The 16,165-nt window shown below is 42.0% G+C and carries 15 protein-coding genes; 5 read left to right on the top strand and 10 right to left on the bottom strand.

Translation table 11 applies throughout. From position 1 onward, the window contains the following. Window positions 1–27 precede the first annotated feature (27 nt). The 3 genes from CZ382_RS15580 to CZ382_RS15570 all read right to left on the bottom strand — a co-directional run bounded on the left by CZ382_RS15580 (window position 28) and on the right by CZ382_RS15570 (window position 4,617). Window positions 28–2,133, bottom strand: coding sequence for a heterodisulfide reductase-related iron-sulfur binding cluster (locus tag CZ382_RS15580; RefSeq protein WP_088052139.1), 2,106 nt, complete (start codon window positions 2,131–2,133; stop codon window positions 28–30). A gap of 373 nt (window positions 2,134–2,506) precedes the next feature. Then, window positions 2,507–4,174: an arginine--tRNA ligase gene (gene argS / locus CZ382_RS15575; RefSeq protein WP_088052138.1), complete on the bottom strand. Its 1,668-nt coding sequence runs from the start codon at window positions 4,172–4,174 to the stop codon at window positions 2,507–2,509. A gap of 5 nt (window positions 4,175–4,179) precedes the next feature. Then, window positions 4,180–4,617, bottom strand: a complete 438-nt coding sequence (locus CZ382_RS15570) for a DUF1934 domain-containing protein (RefSeq protein WP_088052137.1) — start codon at window positions 4,615–4,617, stop codon at window positions 4,180–4,182. Between the two features lie 456 nt (window positions 4,618–5,073). Here CZ382_RS15570 and CZ382_RS15565 point away from each other — a divergent pair, with 456 nt between their 5' ends. Then, window positions 5,074–7,122, top strand: coding sequence for a transglycosylase domain-containing protein (locus CZ382_RS15565; RefSeq protein WP_235000449.1), 2,049 nt, complete (start codon window positions 5,074–5,076; stop codon window positions 7,120–7,122). Window positions 7,123–7,419: 297 nt separating this feature from the next. Here the strand turns inward: CZ382_RS15565 and CZ382_RS15560 are convergent, their stop codons facing one another. The 3 genes from CZ382_RS15560 to CZ382_RS15550 all read right to left on the bottom strand — a co-directional run bounded on the left by CZ382_RS15560 (window position 7,420) and on the right by CZ382_RS15550 (window position 10,019). Continuing rightward, window positions 7,420–7,947, bottom strand: a complete 528-nt coding sequence (locus CZ382_RS15560; protein ID WP_088052134.1) for a YwhD family protein — start codon at window positions 7,945–7,947, stop codon at window positions 7,420–7,422. A 262-nt stretch (window positions 7,948–8,209) separates the two neighbouring features. Next, a complete protein-coding gene (locus CZ382_RS15555; protein WP_088052133.1) occupies window positions 8,210–8,716 on the bottom strand; it encodes a YwgA family protein in 507 nt (168 codons plus the stop codon). Beyond that, window positions 8,706–10,019, bottom strand: a complete 1,314-nt coding sequence (locus CZ382_RS15550; protein ID WP_088052132.1) for an HD domain-containing protein — start codon at window positions 10,017–10,019, stop codon at window positions 8,706–8,708. The genes CZ382_RS15555 and CZ382_RS15550 overlap by 11 nt, the downstream gene beginning before the upstream one ends. A 178-nt stretch (window positions 10,020–10,197) precedes the next feature. Between CZ382_RS15550 and CZ382_RS15545 the strand changes: the two genes are divergently transcribed. Continuing rightward, window positions 10,198–11,055 (top strand): lipoate--protein ligase family protein, encoded by an 858-nt coding sequence (locus tag CZ382_RS15545; RefSeq protein WP_088052130.1) that lies wholly within the window; start codon window positions 10,198–10,200, stop codon window positions 11,053–11,055. Window positions 11,056–11,179: 124 nt separating this feature from the next. Here the strand turns inward: CZ382_RS15545 and pta are convergent, their stop codons facing one another. Beyond that, window positions 11,180–12,151, bottom strand: a complete 972-nt coding sequence (gene pta / locus CZ382_RS15540; RefSeq protein WP_088052128.1) for a phosphate acetyltransferase — start codon at window positions 12,149–12,151, stop codon at window positions 11,180–11,182. 202 nt (window positions 12,152–12,353) lie between these two features. Between pta and hemQ the strand changes: the two genes are divergently transcribed. The 3 genes from hemQ (at window position 12,354) to CZ382_RS15520 (ending at window position 14,820) form a co-directional block, all read left to right on the top strand. Beyond that, window positions 12,354–13,103 (top strand): hydrogen peroxide-dependent heme synthase, encoded by a 750-nt coding sequence (hemQ, locus tag CZ382_RS15535; protein WP_088052125.1) that lies wholly within the window; start codon window positions 12,354–12,356, stop codon window positions 13,101–13,103. Window positions 13,104–13,803: 700 nt separating this feature from the next. Beyond that, complete coding sequence (gene gerQ, locus CZ382_RS15525) at window positions 13,804–14,331, top strand: spore coat protein GerQ (protein ID WP_088052122.1); 528 nt, start codon at window positions 13,804–13,806, stop codon at window positions 14,329–14,331. A gap of 237 nt (window positions 14,332–14,568) precedes the next feature. After that, window positions 14,569–14,820 (top strand): hypothetical protein, encoded by a 252-nt coding sequence (locus CZ382_RS15520; protein WP_088052120.1) that lies wholly within the window; start codon window positions 14,569–14,571, stop codon window positions 14,818–14,820. Window positions 14,821–15,075: 255 nt separating this feature from the next. Here CZ382_RS15520 and CZ382_RS15515 read toward each other — a convergent pair whose 3' ends face one another. The 3 genes from CZ382_RS15515 to CZ382_RS23965 form a co-directional block, all read right to left on the bottom strand. After that, complete coding sequence (locus tag CZ382_RS15515; RefSeq protein ID WP_088052119.1) at window positions 15,076–15,444, bottom strand: DUF423 domain-containing protein; 369 nt, start codon at window positions 15,442–15,444, stop codon at window positions 15,076–15,078. Between the two features lie 91 nt (window positions 15,445–15,535). Continuing rightward, on the bottom strand, window positions 15,536–15,829 hold the full coding sequence (locus tag CZ382_RS15510; protein ID WP_088052117.1) for a DUF5327 family protein: 294 nt from the start codon (window positions 15,827–15,829) through the stop codon (window positions 15,536–15,538). A 110-nt stretch (window positions 15,830–15,939) separates the two neighbouring features. Beyond that, window positions 15,940–16,083, bottom strand: a complete 144-nt coding sequence (locus tag CZ382_RS23965; protein WP_188724764.1) for a hypothetical protein — start codon at window positions 16,081–16,083, stop codon at window positions 15,940–15,942. Window positions 16,084–16,165 lie beyond the last annotated feature (82 nt).

The following is a 16,165-nucleotide window of genomic DNA, read 5'->3' as shown; positions in this document are numbered from 1 at the left end:
ATCTTTGCCAAAATTGGACAGTAAGAATTATGCTGTTTTCGAATGTTCCTCGGCAAATACGGATAAGGCCAGAATTTCCGCAACGTCCATTGTGCCGATATCGTCTTCCACTTCTTTTGCTTTTGTACCGTCACTCAGCATTGTTAGACAATATGGACAGGCGCTGGAAATCATGGATGGCTGAACAGCGATTGCCTGTTCTGTTCGGGCGACATTGATCCGGTTACCGGTCGTTTCTTCACTCCACATTAATCCGCCGCCAGCTCCACAGCACATCGCATTTTCCCGGCTGCGCTCCATTTCAACAAGTTCAAGTCCTGGTATCGACTGGAGAATTTCCCTTGGCGGATCATACACACCATTGTAGCGCCCTAAATAACAGGAATCATGATACGTAAGCCTTTCGTTGATTTCCCGCTGCGGTTTTAGTTTTCCATTCATCACCAAATCAAACAATAATTGCGTATGATGATAAACTTCCGCTTCAAATCCAAAGTCAGGATATTCATTTTTGAAAATATTGTACGCGTGTGGGTCGATCGTAACGATCTTGTTCACGTCATGTTTTTCAAATTCTTTAATGTTTTTCTCAGCAATTTCCTGGAATAAAAATTCATTGCCGATTCGGCGGGCTGTATCGCCTGAATTTGCTTCTTTGTTGCCTAGTATCGCGAAACGGATCCCTGCTTCATTCATCAGTTTGGCAAATGCAATAGCAATTTTTTGACTGCGGTTATCATAGGCACCCATTGAGCTTACCCAGAATAAATAGTCAAATTCTTTATCTTCCTTTTTCAATTCCTTAACAGTCGGAATAGACACAGACTCATCTAATTCGCGCCATTTAATCCGGTCTTTTTTCGACAAGCCCCATGGATTACCTTGACGCTCGATGTTCATCACAGCACGTTGGGCATCTGGATCCATTTTCCCCTCTGTCATGACCAGATAACGGCGAAGGTCAATAATTTTATCAACATGCTCGTTCATCACGGGGCACGCATCTTCACAATTCCGGCAAGTTGTACATGCAGAAAGCTCTTCAATAGTGATAACATCACCGATCAGGCTGACATCTTCCACACTTGCAGCTGCCTCGGATTTTGCAATTTGGTTGCCTTTGGTATTGGCAAATGCATACGCCGGAACCCATGGCGTTTTCCCAGTAATCGCTGCCCCTTTCTCGGTTAAATGGTCACGCATTTTGATCATCAAATCCATTGGCGACAGCATTTTACCCGTTCCTGCTGCCGGGCATACATCCGTACAGCGGCCACATTCCACACAGGCGTAAAAATCAATCAGCTGATACTGTTCAAAATCCTCTACCTTCCCGACGCCAAAGGAAATCTCCTCTTCACTTTCTTCGGCATCCTCATCTATGTCAAAATCCAGTTTATTCAATTTTCCAGTTACCCGTTTACTTAAAAATACGTTGATCGGCGCTGCAATCAAGTGTGCATGCTTTGATTGCGGCACATATACTAAAAATGTAAGAATGGTAATGGCATGAACCCACCAGGCAATATAGAACACTACTGCTGCTGCGGTCGGGGACATCCAGCCAAAGCCTAGTCCGATCAAACTGGCAACCGGTTCAGTCCAGGTTGCGTCATGGCCGTGCCAGATTTGGGCCATCCCGTTTCCAACCAATACGGATAGCATTAACGTTCCAATAAAAATCAGTACTAGTCCTGCTTTAAATCCACGTTTCAACCTTACAATTTTTTCCACATAGCGGCGGTGAAAGCCAATAGCAACTGCAACGAGAATCATTAAAGTGACAAGCTCCTGGAAAAACGTAAACCCAGGATAAAATACCCCAAATGGTAAATGCCTTTCGGGTGCCAGACCTTTCACAAACATATCGATGGCACCAAATTGAACAAGGATAAATCCATAGAACATCATGACATGCATGATACCGGATTTTTTATCCTTTAACAGTTTTGATTGCCCAAAAACAATTTTGCCAATCCTCCGCAAGCGCTCCTTCACTTCACCATCAAACGTTGATTTTTTACCCAGTTTGATATAGGCTGTCCGTGTTGCTACGACTCTACCAAATAAATATAGTCCATACATAACAATAGCTGTAAATAGAATCGCATTGATCAACAAAAACGTATCCATATCCTATCCGCTCCCCCTTTGTCTTATTTAAAGAAAGTATAAAATTCAGGCTCTAGTTTGTTATTGAATGGATAAGCCACGTCCAGCTCTGGTGCCTCTACTATAACCAAAATGATAGCGATTGCATTTTCCGAAAAATTCCTAAGTCAGAGCATAACTTTAAAAGATTATAATACTACTTTAAATGATGAATGATCATTCAGTCAACATATTTATATATATATGTGATAATTGTCATTTTTATTATAGTAAGGGAGTAGCAATGAAACAAAAGCACAAACGCCCCTTCAATACGGAAAAAACTTCCGTTGCCGAGAACATATCTTTAAACAAAAAATAAATCTCCTCATCTACATTGGATGAGGAGGCTAAGTTACATTTTTTCAGGAGCCGTTACACCGATCAGGCTCAGGCCATTGGCAATCGTAATTCGAACGGCCTTCATTAAGGCAATCCGCGCTTTTGTTCGTTCCGGATTTTCGGCATCCAGCACTTTTTCAGCATTGTAAAAGCTATGCAGCAATGAAGCCAGTTCAAAAATATATTGCGTCACCTTATGTGGTGTTTCCTTTTCCGCTGCATCAGCAATGGTTTGCGGGAATTCTCCTAATTTTTTCAATAAGTCAAGTTCCTTTTCCGCTGTTAACAAGCTTGCATCATAATGCTCGTCAATCAAGTCTCTATCTTCCGCTTGCTTCAGCATGGTACAAATCCTTGCATGGGCATACTGTACGTAATAAACAGGATTATCATTTGACTGGGAACGTGCCAGACTTAAATCAAAATCAAGCTGGGAATCATTGGAACGCATCACGAAGAAATAGCGAACCGCATCAACACCAACTTCATCCATCAATTCACGCAATGCAACGGCGTTTCCTGTCCGTTTGCTCATCCGAATTTTTTCACCGTTTTCAAACAGGTTAACCATTTGAATAATCTTTACAGCAAACTTTTCTTTTTCATAACCTAAAGCCTGAATCGCCGCCCGCATCCGCGGAATATACCCGTGATGGTCTGCGCCCCAGACGTTAATTATTTTATCAAAGCCCCGTTCCAGCTTATTTTGATGGTAGGCAATATCCGGTGTCAGATACGTATAACCCCCGTCCTGTTTGATTAAAACACGATCCTTATCATCGCCAAATTCAGTGGAGCGGAACCATGTCGCCCCATCTTTTTCGTAAATATAACCACCTTGCTTAAGCGTGTTTAACGCATCGGTAATTTTATTATCTTTATATAAAGAGCGTTCGGAAAACCAATTATCGAAATGTACGCCGAAATCGGTCAAATCCTTTTTTAGTTTACCCATTTCATATTCCAGGCCATATTCTTTAAAAAAGGCAAGCCGTTCATCCCGATCTGCGTTGACCCACTTATTTCCGTATTTTTTTGCAAGTTCTTCGCCAATTCCAACAATATCTTTGCCGCGATAACTGTCCTCAGGCATTTCAGCATCGATATTTAACGCTTGCAAATAACGGGTTTCAACGGATAATGCCAGGTTGTCGATTTGCTTGCCAGCATCATTCATGTAGTATTCACGCTGGACTTTATAGCCAGCTGTATCCAGCACATTGCAAAGTACGTCACCAAATGCAGCCCCTCGCGCATGGCCAAGATGCAAATCACCAGTCGGATTAACCGAGACAAATTCAACTTGGATTTTTTCCCCTCGACCAGCATTGGACCTGCCGTATGCATGATCCGCTTGTAAAATGGTCGGAATCAGCTCACCCAAAAGATCATTTTTCGTGAAAAAATTGATAAAGCCAGGACCAGCAATTTCGACTTTTTCAATTGCTGCCTTTGTCTGATCCAGATTTGCCACGATATCTTCGGCGATTTGCCGTGGTGCCTTTTTGGCAATCCGGGCAAGCTGCATCGCAATGTTTGAAGCAAAATCTCCGTGTGCCTTGTCTTTCGGCTTCTCCAGAATAATATCCGGCAATTCAGCTTCTGCAGCAAGATTCGCTTTAATTACCGCTTTGGCAATTTCTTGTTTCAATGTTTCTTCCGTTTGTGCTAATACGTTCATTTCGTTTACTCCTCCTCTTTCAACGTCAGTGTTAATTGATGCTTGCGTGCTATTTGTTGTCCATTTAGTCTGACATGATAATCGATTGCCAGTTTCCCTTGGCTGGTGGTGCTTAACGGCTGATAATTTATCCGGTCCGTGAATGTTTCCATATGTATCGTACCATGTGCATGATGAAATAGATTTTCCGATGGTTGCTTTAGCCGCAATTGCTGGTGCATCTGTACTGGTCCCGTTCGTTTAATGCTGACCTTTTCCGGCTGAATAGTCAGCAGGTTTTTGATTATATCGTTATCCTCGGTATGTTCATTATATGTCAGTACATCCATCTGGCCCTTTTTATATAAAACTCCGGTTGCTTCTGCTTTCGTTTCTTCCAGTTGACCATTATCCTCAATCGTCATGCAAAATTCGACGGCAACCCGGGTTTGCTCTATTTCCATAAAATCGCTCCTGCTTGATTAATCGGATATTTACCTATTATAGCGATAAATGGGGGAGTAATTCAATATTAAGCTGATTTTTGGTGGTGTTCTTGTTGATCATCGGACTTTTCCATTTTGATTAGCGTCTTTTCGCGTTTGATCGGCGGTTTCGAACGTTTGTTCAGCGACTTTTGCGTTTGATCAGCGGTTTTTCGCGTTTGTTCAGCGATTTCGAACGTTTGTTCAGCATTTCCCCTGAATCATCGAATTCTACGTTTAGATTAAGTCCGTATAATTGTGTAATAATCTAAGAAATCGCCTCCATCAACCAAAAAGCGCGACATATCGACTGGAATCGCACATTATCAACGAAAAAGTGTGGGATACGTGCCATTTTTTTCTTAAGTGGTGTTTATTTCCGTTTTCCTTTTCCCATAATGATTGATGAATGCACACACGAAAATTGGAGCTAAAATGATGAGCTGGATAAAGAAACATTTTTTTAGAAAACTGACGATCGGTATTATCCTGTCAGCTATTATCTTTATAGCGGGTGTTTATTTGGTCAGCTTTCTACTCGGACCACCGAAGCTGTCAACAGAACAAAATACCATTTACTATAGCCAGGACGGCCAGGTGGTTGGCGAAGAGAGCGGGAACGGAAGCCGCTACTGGGTAGACTTAGACGACATATCACCACAACTGGTTAAGGCTATACTGCTTGCCGAAGACCAGCATTTCTATGACCATAATGGATTTGATATTCCGCGCATTGCCGGCGCTCTTTGGACGGATCTGAAAACGATGTCGCTAAAAGAAGGCGCCAGTACACTAACACAGCAATATGCCCGAAATTTATATTTGTCCTTTGAAAAAACTTGGACAAGAAAATTACAAGAAGCCTTTTACACGATCCGCCTGGAAATGTTTTATTCAAAAGATGAGATTTTGGAAGGCTATTTAAATACGATTTATTATGGGCATGGTGCATATGGCGTGGAAGCGGCAAGCCGGTATTTTTTCGATAAATCGGCAAATGAACTGTCACTTGCAGAAGCTGCGATGCTGGCTGCAATTCCAAAAGGACCCGCCTATTATTCGCCATTCAACAACATGGAGAATGCAAAAGAACGGCAAAAATGGATATTAGGATTATTGCGCGATAAAAAGGTAATCGATAACGAATCTTTCTTACTGGCAACAAAGGAAAAACTTGCTTTTGCTGAAACAGTCGAGGAGAAACAAGACAAGCTTGCCCCATATTTTCTTGATACTGTTTTACAGGAGGCTGCGGGGATTTTAGATCTTGACAAAGAAAAAGTACGTGCCGGCGGCTATCAAATTCATACAACGTTAGACATCAATCAGCAAAAACAACTGGAACAGGAAGTTAATGATGTTTTTCAGGAAAGGAGTAAAATCCAGGCAGGAGCAATTGCAATGGATCCGGATACAGGCGGGATTCACGCACTTATTGGCGGCCGTGATTACCAGAATAGCACATTCAATCGGGCTATCCAGGCAAAACGGATGCCGGGATCTGCCTTTAAGCCGTTTTTATATTATGCAGCACTCGGAAACGGCTATACTCCAACAACCATGCTCATGAGCAAGCCAACCACTTTTGAACTGGAGGATGGGCAGGTTTACCAGCCTGGCAATTACAATGGGTATTACGCAAATGAACCAATTACGCTTGCACAGGCATTAGCATTGTCCGATAATGTTTACGCGGTAAAAACGAACCTGTTTTTAGGCGTGGAGAAATTGATTGATACGGCACAGCGATTCGGGATTGAAAGCAAATTGCCCAAGGTACCATCACTCGCATTGGGAACTGCTTCAATATCTGTCAATGAAATGGTGACGGGCTACGGAATCCTGGCTAACGGAGGTCACGACATTTCCAGCCATACGATTGAAAAAATTGTTGACCGCAATGGAAAAACCGTTTATGAACGGGACAATGCACAAGGTGAACAAATCCTCGATGCCCAGCGTACATTTATTTTAACGCAACTAATGACGGGAATGTTTGACCGTTCGTTAAATGGGTATATGGCTGTGACTGGTTCGTCAATAGCAGATAAACTGACCCGTACTTATGCGGGCAAATCGGGAACAACGAATTCCGATAGCTGGATGATTGGCTACAGCCCTGATCTGGTAATGGGTATTTGGACAGGCTATGACGACAATCGCCCAATAGAAAAAGTTGCAGAAGGTTCCTATGCAAAAAATGTTTGGGCCGGATTTATGGAAGGGGCCCATAAACATATCCCGCCACATAAGTTTGACGTACCATCCGGGGTTGTCGCCGTGCCCATCGATCCGGAAACCGGCAAGCGAGCAACCCGTTACTGCAAACACAGCCGTGTCATGTATTTTAAAAAAGGTACAGAACCGAAAGAATATTGTTCGTTGCATTTTCCAGATGAGGATGGAGCCGGTGAACAAAAAGACAAGCAGAAGGATGCTGAGAAAAAAGGTGTTTTAAAGAAGTTATTTGATATGTTGTTTTAGGCAGCGGGAGCCGGGAAGCGCTTGCGTAACCCTGTAACGGTGTCTCCGGATCGGGGAAGGTGTCGAGTCGCTCCCGTTTGGAAGGCACTTTCTCCAGCTTTGATCCTGTTCTCTACCGTTTATCGTATCTTTACCACAAAATAAAGAAGCTGACTTCTGGCAGGTCCGTCCCGCTTTAAGGTCAGCTTCTTTATTGTCCTAGTAATACATGTGTAAGCCCATGTATACATATTTTACAAATTAATATCGCAAAGCACAAGAATTTCCGTAATTGTTCATGATTCGTTCACAAATTGTTCACGATTCCGGAAGTGCCTGCTTCAACTCATCCGAGGAATTTTCCCACATTTCCCCGCCTTTAAAATCAACAAGGAAGTCTCTTAATAATCTTTTGGAATGTTCATCCATATGTGCAACTATTATTTTGCCTTTTAACGACTTTTCCATATGTGTCACATGCTCGGGCATTGATTTATAGGCACGTTTAATGGAACGGTCAACCCGGATTTCACTGCCGCACACCCCAGAAAAATATGGGCCGTTTTCGCCCTTTTCGACTGTTACCCAAACAATCCAATACAATTTCCCGTTCGGAACAGCATCCCTATCCGGTAAAAACTTGACACGGCGCTCCACCTCACTACGCGCATGCATGGCACCCATGTCGACAAATGCTCTGTCTTCATTCGGATCAACAATTACCGATGACATATTTTCAAGACTTATTGATCCGGCACCATAACCTCTATCCCCATCAAGTGGATCATCTTTTATAATCGTGAATGGATTACTTTTCTTATTTTTGGAAGATTGATCTGAACTCATTTTTAAAGGACCCTCCTTCATCATGTTGATTCCTATTGTAGCACAGGCGATTGCCCATTTCACATCTTCTGGGCTGTAGTTCACCTGCAGATAGTGTCCGACTTCATACGTTTACTGGTCAAATCGTAACTACTGTCCGATTTCGTACATTTACTGTCCAGATTTTACAAATACTGTCCAACTTCATGCATTTACTAGCCAATTCCCATAAAATACTGTCCGAAATAAACGATTTACTGGCCAGGTACGCATATAGCCGCCTTTATACCAACTGATTTTCTTGCAAAGAATCGATAAACATCCAAGCCTCTTTTAGTTCTTCATCCGTATAATTTTGTTTCGGCTTCACGACATGGACTTTTTCCGCGATCTCGTTTCTTGGTAAATCATCGAAATAAAGCATCGTTGAAACAAGCTCCAGAAACCGTGAACTTTTTGTGTTTAATCGTTCCACCATTAAGGTAAAATCCGGCATGTCCAGCGTGAATTGGTTCAAAAACTCCCGGCCGTCTCCGGTAATTTGATAATGGTATTGATAATAATTGCTTTTTTCCTCCCTTTCCTCGGAAATAAATCCCAAATTGGTCAGTTCCTCGATTCTTAGCGAGAGTTCCTCCGAGTAAGGCCCGTAAAAATGAAATTGGTACTTTTCTGCAAACGGCACATTGTTTTTTTGTAAAATATAAATCATTTTCTGCAGTTTTTTTCGACCGGTAACTTCCTTCGCGATGGAAAAAAATTGCATCAGTTTTGCATGATTAGTTAACATGTTTTTTCGCTCCCCCATTATCCAAAAGTTCCAAAATCCGTTGCTTCTTCCCATCTTGCATGCTGCTTACTATATCTGCTGGAAAATACAGCTTGTGGTCGGTTCGTTTTTTCCCGGAAATCGACTCGACAATATCCGATTGTCTTGACAGCTCTCTAAGCTCATTGTTTGGCATCAGCAAATGAATCGGCAGCCGCTCCTCCTCTTCACCAGGGCGGTAAAAGTCGTACGGCAAATCCGATGATGAATCAACGACAAGATAATATTCGGGATCAATACCCGCTTCCTGAAACAGACGATATAGTTCCATCCACTGGTTCATTTGCTGGTTTGGATTAAATTCGACATATTTAAACAGCCGGCGGTTCATAAATCGTTCGCACAGATCACGTAAAATCGGATCATCCTCTTCCTGCCAAAGCTGAAAATAATAGAAAACAATTGCTTCATCCAGTTTTAAATATTCGTCAAGTACAGGCCTTTCGTTAAAAAACGAAATAAAATGGGTAGGCTCCAGCTTGAACCGATATTTTTTTTCAAACAAATACTTTGCCCGATGGAGAATTTTTGACAAAATAACTTCCGCACTTCTTGTGACAGGGTGAAAATATACTTGCCAATACATCTGGTAACGGCTCATAATATAATCTTCCACTGCATGCATGCCGCTTGATTTAATGACAACCTGATCATCAATTGGACGCATTACCCGCAAAATCCGTTCCATGTCAAAATGGCCGTAGCTTACACCAGTAAAGTAAGCGTCACGCTGCAAATAATCCATCCTATCAGCGTCAATCTGACTGGATATTAAACTAACCACTAATTTATCCTCATATGTTTTCGCAATCACATCGGCAACTTTTTGGGAAAAGCCTCGTTCCACTTTTTCCAAAATCGTATGTACATGGGTACGCCCGAGAATAATTTGCTGGGTGAAATCTTCGTGATCCAGTTTAAATACCTTTTCAAATGAATGCGAAAAGGGGCCATGACCCAGATCATGCAATAGAGCCGCACAAAGACACAACAGGCGTTCTTTCGTATTCCAATGTGGCTCGTTCCGGAAATTAAAAATAATTCTTCGGACAATTTCATACACACCCAATGAATGATTAAAACGGCTGTGTTCTGCGCCATGAAAGGTTAAATTTGTCGTGCCCAGCTGTTTAATCCGCCGCAGCCGCTGAAATTCAGGCGTCGCAATCAAGTCCCATATTACCCTGTCCTTAACGTGGACATATCGATGTACGGGATCCTTAAATACCTTTTCCTCATCCAATTGCTCATCTTTATAAACCATTACTAAACAACCCGTTTCTTTTCGACAGTTTTGTTATATTATATAATAGAATGTCAAAGTTAAAAAGAGGAACAGCACGTAAAATTGCTGGTTAATCGTTTGCACAACTGAAGTGAGGAGAGCAGCCGATACTCCGGAGTTTTCTGCTTTGGAATTTTTAATTGAAGGAGAACACATGATGAAGACCTGGAAAGACATTATTCGTCATACGACGTTTCGCTATATCGATCAGTCGAATGAAGCATATATCCATAACGTACCGATTTCCGCGATGGTCTCATTTGCAATTGATGATGCATTGGCTACTTCGGTCAGTGACGGAATTTCCCCACCTTCTGTCCGGTTATGGGTTCATCCCAATACGGTCGTGCTCGGTATCCCAGACGCCCGCTTGCCCTTTATTGAACATGGAATCTCCATGCTGCAGAAGCAAGGTTATCAGGCAGTTGTTCGTAATTCCGGCGGTCTTGCTGTCGCATTGGATGATGGAGTTTTAAATATATCGCTCATCCTTCCCGGAGTACGGCATATTTCTATTTATGAATGCTATGAGGCGATGGTCAGTTTTGTACAATATATCCTAAGTGACCTTACCGATAACATTAAGGCGTACGAAATTGTCGGTTCCTATTGTCCAGGAGATTATGATTTAAGTATTGATGGCAGGAAATTTGCTGGAATTTCCCAGCGGCGGATCAAGGATGGCGCAGCGATACAGATTTATTTGGATGTGGAAGGGTCGAGCTTTACTCGTGCTGCATTAATCCGTAAATTTTATGATGTCAGTTTGCAAGGGGCAAAAACAAAATTTACGTATCCTGCAGTAGATCCAACAACAATGGCCTCACTGTCAGAACTGCTTGGTATGAAGTTAACTGTGGATGATATAAAAAGGCGTGTCCATACAACATTGGAAGCATTAAGTGATGAAGTGGTTGAAACAGATTTTTCGGAAAGCGAACTGGCGACCTTCCAAACCAGGCTAAAACAAATGAAAAAGCGGAATGAATTTATTACACAAAATGGCTTAATTTAGGACCGGGAACAGTAACCGGGGTTCCTACTCTCCCGTTGATGCCCCCAGCCCCGCCAAAATTTGCTCGCACACTGATATGCGAGCAAAACTGCATAAAATCTACTGCGAGTTCGATTACATCCAATTATTCAGCCTGGGCTGCTGTGATCAGTGCTAACTTATATACATCATCCGCGCTGCAGCCGCGTGATAAATCATTGACCGGCTGATTTAATCCTTGCAAAATGGGACCGACTGCTTCAAACCCGCCAAGACGCTGGGCTATTTTGTAGCTGATGTTCCCTGCTTCCAGACTTGGAAAAATAAATACATTTGCATTCCCCGCAAGTACGGAATCAGGTGCTTTTTTTCGTGCTACACTTGGTACAAAGGCAGCATCAAACTGGAATTCTCCATCAACTAACAGATTCGCATTTTTTTCCTTAGCTAATCGGACAGCTGCTGCAACCTTTTCTGTTTCCTCTGATTTTGCAGATCCTTTTGTTGAAAAACTGAGCATTGCCACACGGGGATCGATATCAAATAACGTTGCGGTTTCTGCACTTGCAACTGCAATTTCGGCTAAATCCTGGCTGTCCGGTGCTATATTAATCGCACAATCGGCAAAAACATATTTTTCCTCGCCGCGGACCATAATGAATACACCAGATGTTTTTTTAATGCCTTCCTTTGTTTTAATGATCTGCAGTGCCGGCCGAACCGTATCTGCCGTTGAGTGTATTGCCCCGCTTACTAAACCATCCGCCTGATTCATGTAAACGAGCATCGTACCGAAATAGTTTTCATCCTGTAAAATTTCACGGGCCTCTTCGGTAGTCGCTTTCCCTTTGCGCCTTTCAACAAATGTTTCTACCATCAGCTCATACTCCTGAAATTCCGCTGGGTCGATTAATTTACATGAGGAAACATCCACACCAACCTCCTCAGCAGTATGTTTTATGCCAGCTTTATTCCCGATTAGGATCGGGGTTAAAATTCCTGCAGCACCCAGTTTACTTGCGGCCTCTAATATCCGTTGATCCGTCCCTTCCGGAAACACAATATGTTTATTCTTATCCGCAATTGTATTCGCTATTTCCGTAAATAGGTTGCTCATAGTTAAAACCTTCCTTTCCTTTATACAAAAATGATAATCGATTCCTATCCTTTAATCTATTATTCACCCCGATTGACACGAACTTTTCACAAATTAATATACTACCGCCAAAGTACATCCGTTTTCCATGATTATCATTCCCCAAATGTGATATAGTAAAAACAGAACAGCTTTATTTATTGTACGTAAAGGAGCGATATAGATGGTTGAAGCAGTTGAAACAATGGATGGATGGTACTCCTTGCATGACCTCCGAAGCATCGATTGGACATCATGGAAGATGGCATCCAGTGAGGAAAGACAAGCAGCTATCCATGAATTTGAACAATTACTGACAAAATGGGAAGCTGTTGAAGCGGCGAAAAATGGCAGTCATGTTGTCTATACCGTAGTTGGACAAAAAGCGGACATCATGTTCATGTTTCTTCGTCCGACAATGGTTGAATTAAATGAATTAGAAACGGAATTTAATAAATCCAAATTTGCTGAATACTTACAGCCAGCTTATTCCTATGTTTCGGTTGTCGAGCTTTCCAAATACTCCGAGCCTAAGGAAGGGCCAGACCTTGAATCATATCCAAGAATTCAAGAACGGCTAAAACCAATTTTGCCGAAATGGGAGCATATGTGTTTTTACCCAATGGACAAGCGCCGGCAAGGGGAAGACAACTGGTATGCAACGGAAAAGGATGTTCGTGCAAAGTTATTGTACGAGCATAGTAAAACGGGCCGTAAATACACGGGCAAAGTCAAGCAAATCATTACTGGATCATTCGGTTTTGACGACTGGGAATGGGGCGTGACGTTATTTGCTCATGATCCTGTTCAATTAAAGAAAATCGTTTACGAAATGCGTTTTGATGAAGTTAGTGCTCGTTTTGGAGAATTTGGTGAGTTTTTCGTTGGCAACCATCTGCCAAAAGAAAACGTTCCAGCTTTTTTGCAAGTATAATAATCCTGTTAGTAAAGGTTTTCTGTATAAACGTGCAGAAAACCTTTTTTAAAGGATACGAATGTATAAAAATCGGCATTTAGTAAAGATATTGAAATCGACTACCTACCGATTTCTTCCCAATCCGACCTCTGGCTTCTGATATTAGAAAGACGCGTTAGTGTTTTTCTTATTCTTCTGTTATCTACAAACTAGAAATACCCGACAGCAATTTTTGTCATACTACACTTAAAATTATCATACACATCATTAAAAAGCCCAGCATAAAGATATACAGAAATGAGGTGTACTTTACGGCTGTTATTCCCCCGACGGAAAAGGGGTACCCAAATTACTTGCACGATTGATACATGTGTAAGTAAGAGGCAGATGGCAAACACAAAATACGCTAATGGTCGGTAATACGAGTAATTCGCATCAGGTCTGCTTACCTGGATTTTACCAGAATTCAATACGAAAATATGATTTTCAGAGTCCTGGCGGGTTTGCGGTGGCACATACTTTTATCAGCGTGCAAACAAGAAACATCATCAACAGAAAAGATTATCAATGGAAATTTATTTTTTTGGACCTGAAGGAACGTGTCCCGGTACCAATGGTATGGTCGATGGAATGCCGGTAGATACAAGTGCATTGTTTTTTACGCCTGATAGCTTCTGATTTCCCAGCAGTATATTAAAATTTAAGTGGAGGTTTTTTTATGAGTCAAAAGCAAGACGGTACAAATCAATCCTATACAAACGCCTATCAAGCCTATCCATACTACTATTACCCGCAGACTTCCCAAGCCTATTATCCAGTATATGATACAAGACAACAAATTCGGCAAGAGCAGCAATCCCCACAAGCCCAGCAATTCCCGCAAGCCCAGCAATACGCACAAGGACAGCAACTCCCGCAAGGACAGCAACTCCCGCAAGGACAGCAACCTGGAGCGACACAGGGGATGCTGCCAGAGCAACAGTCATATATCGAGAACATATTACGATTAAATAAAGGTAAAGAAGCTACCATTTACATGACCTTTGAAAACACACAACAGAAAGTATTTAAGGGGATTATCGAAGCTGCTGGACGGGACCACGTCATCATAAGTGACCCTGAATCTGGCAGACGGTATTTGTTATTAATGGTTTATCTTGATTATGTAACATTCGATGAAGAAATCAATTACGCATATCCGTACGGCGGAGCAGGGGGACAACTGGCCAGTTATCCATCAAGGTAATGTCTCATTATTTCATGAAAGGATGACCATATGGAATGAGCCGCTTTATAAACAGTGGGTTCATAATTCTGTGATGCGTCATCCTTTTTGTAAGTTTAGCCAGGTACAAGTTCGTTCAGGATTCCTGTGCGCTCGTTCAGGACTGTTACGTGTTCGACCGGGGTTTTCCGACTTCACATACAGTTTGCCGCGATCTTTTCAATTCCTTGCCGTTTTTCAGCCAAAAGGGGAGTTTATATGCGACATCCATATGAAAAATTTATTCGTTTGGAGCTACTATTCATTATTGTAGCTGTAATCGTTGGAATTATTGCCCTTCTTAAAGGTTTTGCCTTCGTGATTATCATTGCATTGTATATGATTGCCTTTAGTATGCTTAGTGGTGCAATTGTTGAATGGCACACACATCAGACAAACCAGGCCGGCAAACATTTTTTGCAGGCAATACTATTATTTATTTTCGCAACGTATATGATTTTTCATTTATAGAGGATGCTCAAAAAGCCACCAAATGATCAGCAGTCGAACTCGGACGCTTACCTGTTTCTCCGCTGTTCCGGTATCTAAACATAGGGGGATCCTCTGCTAAAATAACCACGACAACCGCCAACAACAGATGCCAGCCGCCCTGAGCAAGCTCGTCCTTGGCAAATATAAACCCATTTCCTGCCGCGACCTGACCCTTAAAGCTCTCATCACTAAGCGATCCAGACCTTCCAGTCCTAGCTTGGCAACTATTTGAACTTATAAATATTTGACAACGGCATATCCAAGCAACACCCAGCCAAGCAGAAATGCGACTCCGCCAAGTGGTGTGATCATGGCGAACGTTTTAATACCAGTGGTGGAGTAGATATAAAGGCTCCCGGAAAACAACACGATTCCGATAAAGAACAGCCACCCTGCCCACATCACCCCGCCAGTTTGAATTTTATTGATCACCAGTCCCGTTACAAGCAATGCCATCGTGTGGAACATTTGATAATTGACCGCCTTTTCCCACGTTCCTAGTGCTTTCTCCGAGATCCTTCCTTCTAAACCATGTGCCCCAAAAGCTCCTAAGGCAACTGCCAAAAATCCATTTATCACACCAAGCACTAAAAATAACTTCATATTGATCCACTCCTTGTTTAAAAGGTTGTTCAAAAAATAACTAGCGAGCTCCGACCCTTACTAACCCAATTCAGCAACCCTTGGATTGACACTAAAAGTCAAAAATTGATTCGCCATTGGCATCATCATGATCATTTTTAGAATGATTGGGCTGTTGCTGCTCAACCAACTGATGATTGGTCGTGCCCATCATTGTCCTTATTTCGTCTGCTGTTATTTCATTACTATTTGCTTGTAATGGGCCCTCTTCTTCTAAAAGCAGCTCACATAAAAGTTTTACATTGGCGATATGCTTCAGCATTTGCTTATCATCCGTTTGCTTTTCCTTTGCCTGTTCAGCTTCTTTAATTATTTTTCGAATAACTGTACTGTTTGTTACGGACATCAAAAACCGCCCCTTTACTAGAACTTGCTTTAGTATAACACGTAACGCCTGCATAGCGAAAAGACAAGTTTATGACAATTTGAAAAGCCTTGGATTCTGCTCCAAGGCTTTTACGATAGACATATATTTTCCTTCTGTTGCTCTTCTTCCGTATAGCGATCATACACCCATTGCAAAAATTCAATTTCCCGTTCTTGCAACTGCCTGCCAAGCTTCTTTTCCGTATCCTTTAATACATGTAAAAAGCTCTCCAAAACGCTATAACCCCCCCAATCACAACAAAAGTCATTTTCTGCTCTTTATTGTACCAATATTTCTGAGAGGAGTCAACATTAT

Origin of the sequence: Virgibacillus dakarensis, assembly GCF_900155625.1 — a bacterium.
Lineage (GTDB): Bacteria > Bacillota > Bacilli > Bacillales > Amphibacillaceae > Lentibacillus_C > Lentibacillus_C populi.
The sequence above is the reverse complement of the archived record's forward strand: the minus strand, read 5'-3'. Positions and strand labels throughout refer to the sequence as shown.